General features: G+C 66.9%; 11 protein-coding genes and 1 pseudogene. 5 read left to right on the forward strand and 7 right to left on the reverse strand.

From position 1 onward, the window contains the following. Positions 1–20 precede the first annotated feature (20 nt). The 5 genes from CFB81_RS20810 to CFB81_RS20830 form a co-directional block, all read right to left on the reverse strand. Entirely contained in the window at positions 21–1,076 is a 1,056-nt protein-coding gene (locus CFB81_RS20810) for a DUF1839 family protein (RefSeq protein ID WP_089437089.1), read from the reverse strand. Further along, complete coding sequence (locus CFB81_RS20815) at positions 1,073–2,056, reverse strand: amino acid--[acyl-carrier-protein] ligase (RefSeq protein WP_069616394.1); 984 nt, start codon at positions 2,054–2,056, stop codon at positions 1,073–1,075. Before CFB81_RS20815 ends, CFB81_RS20810 begins: the two co-directional genes overlap by 4 nt. Continuing rightward, positions 2,053–3,249, reverse strand: coding sequence for an acyl-CoA dehydrogenase family protein (locus CFB81_RS20820; protein WP_089436358.1), 1,197 nt, complete (start codon positions 3,247–3,249; stop codon positions 2,053–2,055). The genes CFB81_RS20815 and CFB81_RS20820 overlap by 4 nt, the downstream gene beginning before the upstream one ends. Beyond that, positions 3,246–3,497 carry an acyl carrier protein gene (locus CFB81_RS20825; protein WP_006490451.1) on the reverse strand — a complete coding sequence of 84 codons (252 nt, stop codon included), beginning with the start codon at positions 3,495–3,497 and terminating at the stop codon, positions 3,246–3,248. The genes CFB81_RS20820 and CFB81_RS20825 overlap by 4 nt, the downstream gene beginning before the upstream one ends. Before the next feature lie 179 nt (positions 3,498–3,676). Then, positions 3,677–4,459 (reverse strand): Crp/Fnr family transcriptional regulator, encoded by a 783-nt coding sequence (locus CFB81_RS20830; protein WP_176730121.1) that lies wholly within the window; start codon positions 4,457–4,459, stop codon positions 3,677–3,679. Positions 4,460–5,374: 915 nt separating this feature from the next. On the opposite strand from CFB81_RS20830, the gene CFB81_RS20835 reads away from it, so the two are divergent. The 4 genes from CFB81_RS20835 to CFB81_RS20850 all read left to right on the forward strand — a co-directional run bounded on the left by CFB81_RS20835 (position 5,375) and on the right by CFB81_RS20850 (position 8,583). After that, positions 5,375–6,157, forward strand: a complete 783-nt coding sequence (locus CFB81_RS20835; protein ID WP_069616396.1) for a Crp/Fnr family transcriptional regulator — start codon at positions 5,375–5,377, stop codon at positions 6,155–6,157. An 11-nt stretch (positions 6,158–6,168) separates the two neighbouring features. After that, positions 6,169–7,575, forward strand: coding sequence for an undecaprenyl-phosphate glucose phosphotransferase (locus CFB81_RS20840; protein ID WP_089437090.1), 1,407 nt, complete (start codon positions 6,169–6,171; stop codon positions 7,573–7,575). 385 nt (positions 7,576–7,960) lie between these two features. Next, positions 7,961–8,353, forward strand: a complete 393-nt coding sequence (locus tag CFB81_RS20845; protein WP_089436359.1) for a TraR/DksA family transcriptional regulator — start codon at positions 7,961–7,963, stop codon at positions 8,351–8,353. A gap of 8 nt (positions 8,354–8,361) precedes the next feature. After that, the gene (locus tag CFB81_RS20850) at positions 8,362–8,583 is read left to right on the forward strand and encodes a hypothetical protein (RefSeq protein ID WP_089436360.1); all 222 of its coding nucleotides are present in this window, start codon (positions 8,362–8,364) and stop codon (positions 8,581–8,583) included. A gap of 45 nt (positions 8,584–8,628) precedes the next feature. Here the strand turns inward: CFB81_RS20850 and ald are convergent, their stop codons facing one another. Further along, positions 8,629–9,744 carry an alanine dehydrogenase gene (gene ald / locus CFB81_RS20855; protein ID WP_089436361.1) on the reverse strand — a complete coding sequence of 372 codons (1,116 nt, stop codon included), beginning with the start codon at positions 9,742–9,744 and terminating at the stop codon, positions 8,629–8,631. 287 nt (positions 9,745–10,031) lie between these two features. Between ald and CFB81_RS20860 the strand changes: the two genes are divergently transcribed. Next, complete coding sequence (locus CFB81_RS20860) at positions 10,032–10,448, forward strand: DUF3995 domain-containing protein (protein WP_089436362.1); 417 nt, start codon at positions 10,032–10,034, stop codon at positions 10,446–10,448. A gap of 18 nt (positions 10,449–10,466) precedes the next feature. Here CFB81_RS20860 and CFB81_RS20865 read toward each other — a convergent pair. Continuing rightward, positions 10,467–11,052 (reverse strand): annotated as a pseudogene (locus CFB81_RS20865) (RNA 2'-phosphotransferase). Positions 11,053–11,233 lie beyond the last annotated feature (181 nt).

The following is an 11,233-nucleotide window of genomic DNA, read 5'->3' on the forward strand; positions in this document are numbered from 1 at the left end:
GGGCTGGGGGCGCGCGCGCGTCACCGCATGGCCGGCACGAGCGCCGTGTCGGCGCGCACGGGCGTCACGTGCCGCAGCGGCGCGCCGATCTGCCGCGCGCACGCGACGAGGTCGGCGTACGCGGCCTCGATCGCTTCGAGCGTCGAATCGCCGCGTTCTTCCTTGCCGCGCGCGCACGCGCGCGCGAGCCGAAATTCGAGCACCATCGCTTCGGACGCGATGCGATCGCACGCGGCGCGGATCTCGGCGAACGGCCCGGTGCAGCCGCTCGCCTGCAGCCAGCGCGCATAGTGGCCGAACAGTTCGAAATTCGCGCCGAGCTGCCGCACCGAATTGAACGAATACGCATGGAAGCGTTCGAGCGGTGCTTCCGCGAGGATCCGCGCGTCGGTCTGCAACTGCCGGCGGAACGCCGCGATCGGATCGACGACCGGCAGGCGCCGCAGGTGGCGCTGCAACGCGGCGAGCGAGGCTTCGCACAACGCGCGCTCGTCGAGCGGCGCGAAGCGTCGCTTCGCGCATTCGACATACGGCGGCAACGTCATCGGCGAGCTGCCGCCGATGAGCCCGTTGTAGTCGAAATCCTCGGCGACGTAATAGCCGCTGTTGTGGAAGTAGCCGATCTGGCGCTTCTCGCGGTCGATCGCGTCGATGCCGATCGTCGTCTTCGTGTGCTGCGTGCGGTAGCTGGTGCCGCGCGTATCGGGCAGGAACCACGCGTCGACCTCGACGATCATCAGATGGCCACGCGCGACCTGCGTCTCGATGTGCTGGTCGAGCGGCTCGTAGATCGAATGCTCCTGCACGACGATTCCGTAGAGCCGCTCCAGTTCGTCGTGCGGAAACTTGAAGAACGTGAACTGGTCGCCCTCGAAATCGAGCGCGATCGTAAACGGCAGCGCCGCATACGGATTAAGCCCCCACCACCTGAGCACCTCGAGCCACATGTCGACGTAGCAGTTGGTCTGCTTCCAGACCATCTCCTGACTGTGCAGCGGGTGCGGCCGGTAGTGACGCGCGCGGTGGCGCACGCCTTCGAACGACGCGTCTTCGCCGTCGCGGGAAACGAACCTCATCGCGCGCCCCACAGCACGTCGCGCACCTCGCTCGGCCATGCGTCGATGTCGAAGCCGTGGTGGCGGAACAGCGCGAGCGTGAGCCGCTCGAGACCGAAGCCGACGCAGCCCGTGTGCGCGACGTCGTCGGTCGCGGTGCGGATGTCCCACAGCAGCCCGAAGTGGTCCATGTGGTAGTTGAAGCTCAGGCACGCGGTCTGTCGGTCGTCGTGCTCGATCGGAATCAGCAGCTCGAACTTCAGGTTCTGCTCGCGCTGGCTGTTCGCGACGATCTTGCCGCCGCGCCCGAAGAACGGGTCGTTCGCGAGATCGATCGCATTCGGCAGGCGCAGCGCATCGATCATCCGCGTGCCGCGTTCGATCCAGGTCTCGCGGAACGAGACGATCTGCTCGGGCGTGCCGATCCGCACGTACTCGCGCATCCGGAACAACTGCATGCGGGTCGGGTCGAGCGACGGTTCGTGACGAAAGCAGTACGAGAACACGTCGACGATCCGGCCGTCCGCGGGCAGCGCGCCCGCGCGCGCGACGACGGGATACACGGGATAACACGCGGCCGGCGTCATCACGACGTAGGTCGGCTTCTGGTTTTCGGTCCAGTCGTCGCCGCGATCGAGGCATTGCAGCACGCGCTGATGCTGGCGTTCGTCGCCGCAGAACGCATGTACGCTGCCCGCCAGTTGCGGGAAGCTCTTCATGTATTCGCTGCGCTCGAACTCGGTGCGGCTCATCGCCGGCGGGAAGCGCAGCACTTCGGCCTGCTGGTCGGCGCCGAGGCGCGTGACGAACGCGTCGAGCGCTTCGACCACGCGCTCGAATCGTTCGCTGCGGCCGAACAGGCCCTGGATGCCGGTCGAGACCAGCAGGCCCGCGTCGATCAGCGCGTCGCGCAGCGGATTGACGCCCGCGCGGTCGAGCGGTGCGTCGGCGGGAGCGGAGGGGGCGGGAGCGGCAGAGGGCACGGCGAGGCGATCGTTCACGTATGTTTCTCCAGCGTCGCGGGACGCAGCGCGAGCAACAGGCTCGCAGTGTTGGCGGCAATGCGGTCGTTGCTGATCATCAGCGGCGCCGCGTGCAGGTCGCGAATGTGGCGGCCGATGCTGAACGGCGTGCCTTGCTTGTAGCCGGCCATCCCGCAGATCATCATCGCCTGGTGCGCGACCTCGAGCGCGGTCGCCGACACGTAGGTCTTCAGCGTATTGATCTCGGCGGCCCACGCCATGCCGGCCGACCACGAGCGAGCCGACGCGTTCGCGTGGAGGCGCAGCACGTTGTCGACGCGCGCCTGCATCGCCTGCAGCAGCGCGAGCGATTCGGCGATGCGCCGCGCGGCGGGCGACGGTGCGCCGTCGGTCTGGCGCGCCTGCGCGCGGAAGAACTGGTGCGCGCGATGGAACGCGTCGCCGGCCACGCCGATCCACACCGCGGCCCACAGGATGTGCGAGACCGGCACCATCGTTTCCTCGGCGATTTTCGCGAACGGCACCGGCAGGCATTGCACGGCGGCGCCCTGTGCGTCGAGCACGAAGCCGTTGCTGCACGTGCCGCGCATGCCGAGCGTGTCCCATTCGCCGCGGCGCGTGAGCGTATAGCCGTCGCGCAGCAGCGTGACGAGCACCTGCTCGGAAGCCGGCGCGTCCGCATCGCGTCGCGCGGTGGCGAGAATGCCGTCCGCGTAGTCGCCGTACGAGATCGTCGGTGCGGATTTGTGCAGCCGGAACCCGCCGCCGTCGATTTCGAGTGCGCACTGGCTCGCGCGCAGGTTGCCGCCGACGCCGTCTTCCGACGTGGCCGACGCGAGCAGCCACTGGTGACGCACGAGCTGCTGCAGGAACAGCTTGTGCCAGCCCTGGTCGGCGGCATGGTCGACGATGCACGCCACCTGGATCTGGTGCATCGCGAACACCATCGCCGACGATGCGCACGCCTGGCCGAGGATCGAGCAGGCCGACGCGATGTCTTCCAGCGACGCGCCAGCGCCGCCGAGATGGGCCGGCACCATCGCGCCGAGCAGCCGGCGCGCGCGCATCGCCTCGATTGCCTCGACGGGGCAGCGCGCGTCGCGATCGACCGCATCGGCATGCTGGGCGGCGATCTGCGCGACGGCATGCGCGGCCTCGTCGAGCCGATGCGAATCGCTGTCGGACGCGAGTTCGGGAAGCAGCGCGCTCATGCGGAGTGCTCGGTGCGTTGCAGCGTGGCGATCGTGTCCGCGAGCGCGTCGATGCTGCGGAACAGGTTGCGGTTCAGCATCTCGTCGGGAATCTCGATGTTGAACTGCTTTTCGATCGCGAGCATCAGCTGGATCGTATCGAGCGAGGAGAGGCCCGCTTCGTAGAGGTCGTCCCCGTCGCCGATCGAGTCGATCGCGGCTTCGAGGTGGGCGACGTGCTTCAGGATGGTTCTGATTTCGTTTTTCACGTGCTGCTCCGGCGTGCGTGGTGTCGTCCGCTCGGGCAGACGCGCGACAAGCGCTGACATCCCCCGGCAGTCCGGCATCAGTAGACCATCGGCAGACACGGCGTTCTGTTCGCCACCCTACAAACGGCTGACCCGGCACGCGGGCGGCGCCGAAGCGCCGCCCCGGTCCGGTGAGCCGATCACGTGCGCGACGCGGCCGGCACGCCGGAGTCGGCCGACAGGATGCGCTTCATCTCGTCGCGCACGATCGCTCGGCAGCCGCACGACATTTTTTCGAGGCCGTCGAGGTCCGCGAGCTCGATCGAGCTGCGGTATTGCCGGATCAACCCGAGTTTCTGGATTTCGCCTGCGGCGTCCGTGACCGTTTCGCGTCGCACGCCGAGCATTTGCGCGAGCATGCTGTGCGTCACCTGGATCTCGATGCTGCGCGTGCGGTCGAACGCGAGCAGGAACCATCTGCATAACTGATGTTTGAGCACGTGATGACGGCTGCAGAACGTGATCTGTGCGACTTGCGCCATCAGCAGCCGCACACAGACGAACACGAGATGGCGGATCACCGGCGACGCCTCGAACGCGGTCGCGAAGACGCGCCGGTCGAGCCGGTAGACGAAGCCGTCGCGGCACGCGACCGCGCGGCAGGGCATCCGGCCGCTGCCGCCGATCACGTCGTCGCAGACCACGCTTTCGCTGCCGATCTCCGCGACTTCCAGCGTCATGCCGCCGGACGACACGTACTGCAGCGAAATCGCGGTCGTGACCGGCAGGTAGACCGCGGCGAGCATTTCGCCGGGTTCGCAGAGCACTTGCCCGGATTTCAGGTGAACGAGTTGCAGGTGGGGCGTCAGGGTGGCGAGTTCGTCGCGGTCGATGGCCGCGAGAAACCGGTTGGCGTCAAAGCTGTGGGAAAGCTCGATCATGCCGTTCGCATAAGCGACGGCGTCGGTGGCCTGATGAGTCACGGCACATCCTCGCAGGTGGGCGGTCGCGCGTCGTTGCAGCGAATCCCGGAACGGAAATCGCACGACCGTGCGGACTTTTGTTGATCAAAAAACGGAATGACGATACTCGCGAAAAAGGCTAGCACGCAATTGAAATCGGCCAATTCGGGCTTTTGCCATTTCACAAAGTTTGACGATTCCGACTGCGCGCAAACGTTATATCGATTTAAGGATTCCTTTCTGTGGAATTAATTATCCGGAAATGGAATCGTGAACCTGCTTGTCATTCTATGTCGACCGGAATCAATCGGACAACGTGACGAATCGTACCGCGGAAGTAGTGGGAAGACATTGAACATTATTTGACAAATAAATGGGGCTCGCTATATTTTTCATTTATATCAACGGCTTGCGGGCGATATGTGCGGTAGAGGACAGAGCCTGGAATGAGTGTGCCGATTCAAATTTGAGACAGTTTGAAACGGGCATGTGCGGTGCGGCGATGCCGGGAAATGCTGCGCCGCACATCACGGAAACAATTGAAAAACGGCTGTAAGTATTTGAACGATAAGCATCGCGGCCGTAACGCCGTGTCCTGATCCAGCGCGCGGGAATTGATCAGTCGAATGCGTGCTGTGTCCGCCGCATGGGGGAGTGTCCGGAAATGAGACGTTTTTTTGGTTTTTGGGTCCGTTATTCGGCGGCTCTAAATCGGATGTGATTCATATATTAAGGACGGGCGGCTATTGGCACGTAAATCGCTTATTCGGGCTGGCGTGTCGAAACGGGGCAGTCGACTCAATTCGGCGTTGACAAGCCGATGATCAGTCGGATTCAGGGTTGTGGGCCGCAACCGTTGTCAATGTCCGGGCGCGCATCGCGATAACGAGTTCCGTGCCTGCCGCTGGTGGCGCGGACGATAAAAGGGATACAGACATGCTTCATCTTCACTCGAGCTATTCGGCGAACGCCATCCTTGCTGCCCTCCCGGAGGACAGCATCCGCGCCATCGCCCCGCATCTCGAACTGGTCAGGATCAAGGCCGGGATGCTCGACCGGGTCGGCGAGCCGATGCGTCATCTGCATTTTCCGACGACGGCGATGATGTCGGTGCAGCACCTGATGGAGGACGGTGCGATGGTCGAGGTGGCGGTGGTCGGCCGCGAGGGCGTGGTCGGGCTGGGGACGCTGGTCGGCGGTATCGCCGCGTCGAGCCGGGTCGAGGTGCGCATCGGCGGAATGGCCTATCGCGTGCCGAGTTGCGTGATGCGCGCCGAATTCGAGCGGTCGGCGCAGACCTATCGGTTGTTGCTCAATATCTGCCAGGCGACGATGGCGCAGATCTCGCGCAGCGCGCTGTGCAACCGGCATCACTCGGTCAGCGAGCAGCTCAGCCGCTGGCTGCTGCTCGCGCACGACCGGATCGACGGCGACGAGCTGGCCGTTACCCAGCAGACGATCGCGAACATGCTCGGCGTGCGGCGCGAGGGCGTGACGGAAGCGGCCGGGAACCTGCAGGAAGCCGGGCTGATCCGGCAACGCCGCGGCCGCATCACGGTGCTCGACCGCGACGGCCTCGAACATCACGCGTGCGAATGCTACAACCTGATTCGCGCCGACTATCGGCGGTTGCTCGGCACGCGCGAGCATGCGAGGCCGGCGACGATTCGCCCGCGCATGCCGGACACGCACCGCGGATTCCCCGCACATGGTGCGTGACGATGCAGTCGATGTCCGGTGGAACGAATGCGATCCGGCGTGCCGCGATCGCGGCGGCCGACGTCGTGCTCGTGCTGGCCGGGGCGCTCGCCGCCCAGGCGGCATCGGGGCTCGGCTGGCATGCGCTGTCCGACGCGCAGCGCGGCGCGATCGCGCTGCTGTGCGTGCTGACGGTGGCGCTGCTGCCGCGCTACCTGCGCACCGTGCGCGGCGGCGTGGTGGTGCAGGGCGGCGTGCACGTGCTGACGCACACGCTGGTGGCGGTGGTGTGCGCGAGCGTGCTGACGGTGGCGGGCACGATGTGGATCATGAATCGCGGCGGCACGGTGACGACCCGCTGGATCGCGCGCACGGTGCTGGCCGGCGACGCGACGCTGCTGCTCGGCCGCGCGGCGCTGCTGGCGCTCGCGCTGACGCGCGGCGACCCGCGTGCGCGGCAGCGCCGCGTTGCCATCGTCGGCGCGACGGCATACGGGCGCGTGGCGATCGAGCGGATGCAGCTCGCGCCGAACGGCCCGTTCGCGGCCGCATGCGTATTCGACGACGATGCGCCGGCCGCCGCGGGCGGTATCGGCGGCGTACCGGTGATCGCCGACTGGAACGCGTTGCGCGACCGGATTCGCGGCGGCGACATCGACGAGGTGTGGCTCACGCTGCCGATGTCGCACGAGTGGCGGATCCAGCGCATCGTGCGCGAGTTGCGCGACGAGTTCGTCGAGTTGCGGCTGTTGCCCGACGTGCGGCAGATGGCGGTCGTCGATCGTTCCGCGACCGACGTGCTCGGCATGCCGGCGATCAATCTCGCGACCACGCCGCGCTCCGCGCCGGAGCTGTGGGCCAAGTTCGCGTTCGACCGACTGTTCGCGTTCGGCGTGCTGATTCCACTGCTGCCGCTGCTGACGATGCTCGCGATCGCGGTCAAGCTGTCGTCGCCGGGGCCCGTATTGTTCCGGCAGCGCCGCAAGGGCATCGACGGCCGCGAATTCGATATCCTGAAGTTCCGGACGATGCGCGTGCATCGCGCGCAGCCGGGCGTCGTGCGGCAGGCGTCGCGCAACGATTCGCGCATCACGCGCGTCGGTGCGTTCCTGCGGCGCACGTCGCTCGACGAGTTGCCGCAGTTCTTCAACGTGCTGTTCGGGCAGATGTCGGTGGTCGGCCCGCGTCCGCACGCGATCGAACACGACGACTTGTATCGGCAACTGATCGACTGCTACATGTATCGCTACCGCGTGCGGCCCGGCATCACCGGATGGGCGCAGGTGAACGGCTATCGCGGTGAAACGCGCAAGGTCGAGGCGATGGCGGCGCGCGTGAAGTTCGATCTGTTCTACATGCAGAACTGGAGCTTCTGGTTCGACATCAAGATCATCCTGATGACGGTGGTGCGCGGCTTCATCGGACGTAACGCATTCTAAGGATTACGAATGATTTAAGCGGCGCCGCGCGAGCGATCGTATCGACCGCGCGATGGCGGTTCGCCGGCGCGGAAAGAACCGAGGCGACCGCGCGGGAAATTGCTGCGCTGCGGTTGTGCCAACGCGCTTCGACGCGCGCGCCGCAAGGCGGGATTGCGCGTCCGTCCCCAGTTTCCGCACCGCTGCCGCCGCGTGAACGGCACGCTGATTCCGGTCAACACACGCGTGTTCAATGGGTTTATCCTGCGTCGAATGCGTCCGGCGTTTCGCGCGTCCGGCCGCCCATCCGGATGCGACGGCGCAGGTCATGCCTGCGCGCCGCGCACCGGTGCGATACCGCGCGCCGCTCTTGTTTCGCGCGGAACCCGGAACAGGAGAGACGGCCATGTCGCTCGACCCACAACAACGGCAGACGCTGAAGCAGCGGCTGAACGAGAGCGAGCAGGCGCTGCGTGCGGAGATCCGCGCGAGCGAAGACCAGCGCGCGTCGGAATCCTATGCGGAGCTTGCCGGCGCGGCGCCGGACGAGGGCGACGAGGCGAACGCGGACCTCTTCGTCGACGTCGACCATGCGTTGATCGGCATGAAGCTGACCGAACTGCGCGCGGTCGGCCGCGCGCAGCAGCGGATGCGCGACGGCAGTTACGGCGAGTGCATCGACTGCGACGGCTCGGTCGGCTACGCGCGCCTGCTGGCGCGCCCGACCGCCGAACGCTGTACGCACTGCCAGTCGCTCTACGAGCGGCGCTACGCGACGACCCCGCGCGCATCGCTCTGACGTCGTGCGTGCGTACGATCGCCGTCTATGGCCGCGACATCCCGACGATGATCGCGAACGGCGACAATCCCGGGAAGATTCCGTCGATCGGGCGCGGCCGGCTGACGCGGCATGACGTGCTGAACACGCGCACGCTCGCGCAACCGCGGCCGCTGCTGGCGCGCACGACGGGCGGTGCGGGCAGCACGGGCGGCAGCGGCACGAAGCGGAGCCGGTCGAAGGGTGCGTGAACGCGTCGCGGCCGGCCGCGACGCGTTCGACTCATGCCGGCAAGGTCATCCGAGTACGCCGGTCGCCGGGACGTAGGGCAGGCCGAGCGCCTGCGCGACCGCTTCGTACGTGATATGGCCGTCGCACACGTTCAGGCCCGCGCGCAGATGCGGATCGTCGAGCATCGCCTGTTTCCAGCCCTTGTCGGCGAGCGCGAGCGCATGGCCGAGCGTTGCGTTGTTCAGCGCAAAGGTCGACGTGCGCGCGACCGCCCCGGGCATGTTCGCGACACAGTAGTGGACCACCCCGTCGACGACGAAGGTCGGCGCCGCGTGCGTGGTCGCATGCGAGGTCTCGAAGCACCCGCCCTGGTCGATCGCGACGTCGACGACGACCGCCCCCTTGCGCATCGTCGCGATCATGTCGCGCGTGACGAGCCGCGGCGCCGATGCGCCCGGCACGAGCACGGCGCCGATCACGACGTCGGCATCGCGCACGGCTTCGTCGACCGTATGCGCATTCGAGCAGACGGTCGCGATCCGGTTGGCGAACACGAGATCGAGCTGGCGCAGCCGGTTCACGTTGGTGTCGAGCACGGTGACGCGTGCGCCCAAGCCCACCGCCATCTGCAGCGCGCCGGTGCCCACGACGCCGGCGCCGAGCACGACGACGTGCGCGGCCGGTACGCCCGGTACGCCGGCCATCAGCACGCCGCGGCCGCCGCGCGGGCTTTCGAGGTGGGTCGCCGCGACCTGGATCGACATGCGGCCGGCGACTTCGCTCATCGGTGCGAGCAACGGCAGGCCGCCGCCGGGGCCCGTCACGGTTTCGTATGCGATGCAGACCGCGCCGGATTTCACGAGCGCGGCGGCCTGATCGGGATCGGGCGCGAGATGCAGATACGTGTAGAGGATCTGGCCGCGCCGTAGCATCGCGCATTCGGCCGGCTGCGGCTCCTTGACCTTGATGATCATGTCGGCGCGCGCGAAGATTTCATCCGCGCCGCCGCTGAGCGACGCGCCCGCGGCCGTGTAGTCGTCGTCGAGCAGGCCGATCGCCGTGCCCGCGCCGCGCTGCACGAGCACGCGATGGCCGTGCCGCGTGAGTTCGCGCGCGCCGGCCGGCGTGAGGCCGACGCGGTATTCGTGGTTCTTGATCTCTTTCGGCACACCGATCAGCATGAGTCGCCTCCATGGCCTTCGTTATCGTCGTCGTGCGGGCAGCCGGTTGTGCAGCGGCGTGCCGACCGCAGTACTGGAATAACAGCGTAGCGGTGCGCGGAGGGAAGTCAAGCAGCCGGCTTGCGCGACGACGCATCCGCACTGCAACGCAGCATGCGCGGCGAGCGGTTGCGACCGGACGTCGCAATGCGCGCGTGGCCGGGTTTCGGTATCGTCGTGCGTGACGCGGGCCGGGGCCGCGTGCCGGATCCTTTCGGCAAAACAACGAGACGAGGACATCGATCGACATGACAGGTGCGTATTTCAGCGTGCCGGCGCTTTGCGCCATCGCGCTCGTGCACGTCTACTGGGCGTTCGGCGGGCGGCTGGGCAAGCGTGCGGCCATTCCGGAGCAGGACGGCGTACCGCTGTTGCGGCCGACTGCCGTCGGCACGCTTGCTGTCGCGGCGGCACTGCTGGGCGGCGCATGCGTGGTCGCCGCGCGTGCCGGCTGGCTCGGGCGCAATGCGCATCCATGCACGGTCGCGTTCGCAGTCGTTGCGCTCGCATTGATCTTCGCGGTGCGGGCCGTCGGCGATTTCCGCTACGTCGGCTTCTTCAAGCGGATTCGCGGGTCGCGTTTCGCGCGGATGGACACGCTGTATTACTCGCCGCTGTGCGCGGCGCTGGCGTTGTCGATCGCGTCGATGTTCTGGCCGTGGTGAATGGCGGCCGGCGCACGCTCACTCCGTGCGCGTGTCGTCGATCCACTCGAGGTATTCGGCCGGTACGGCATCGGTCAGCCAGACGCCGTTTTCGGCGACGAAGAACGTATGGCCCTGCCGATGCATGCGCCGCGCATCGACTGCGAGGATCGCGGGCACGCCGTAGCGCGCACCGACGGCCAGCGCCGTGCGGACGTCCGCCGACAGGTGTACGTGATGACGGGCGCCGGGTTTCAGCCCTTGCGCGCGAATCGAATCGAGGAAGCGCGTCGCCGTGCCGTGATAGAGACGCCCGGGCGGTTGCGCGGCCGGATACTGGCGCTGCACGGCGGGCGTCGAATGACCCTGTACCGCGCGGATGCGCTGACCGTCATCCGACAGCGCGAAGCGCTGCTTGTCGCTGGTTGCGCACACGCTTTCGATCGTCGCGATCGAGCTGGCGTCCGTGACGGGCGGCGCCGGCGATCAGTGCGTCGATGTCGGCCCAGCCTTCGGCGTCCAGTTGCAGGCCGATGGCCTGCGGCTCGTGGCGCAGCACGTAGCTCAAATATTTGCTGCTGCCGGTCGCATCGGGCGCCGGCTGTTTGTTTTTCTCGGTATTCATGAGTTGCGGAGGCTATCAGAGCGCGCTGCAACTCGATACCGTCATCTGCTCGGCGTCGCCGGAAAGCGACACGCGCGCGCCGCAGCCTGATCGTTCTCCCGACCGGCGAGGCTGCCGCGATCTCGCCATCCTTGCACATTCCGGCTTCAAGATTTCCCATTGTTGCTAACTTCGATGCACT

This window comes from Burkholderia sp. AU28863 (genome assembly GCF_002223195.1).
Classification (GTDB): domain Bacteria; phylum Pseudomonadota; class Gammaproteobacteria; order Burkholderiales; family Burkholderiaceae; genus Burkholderia; species Burkholderia sola.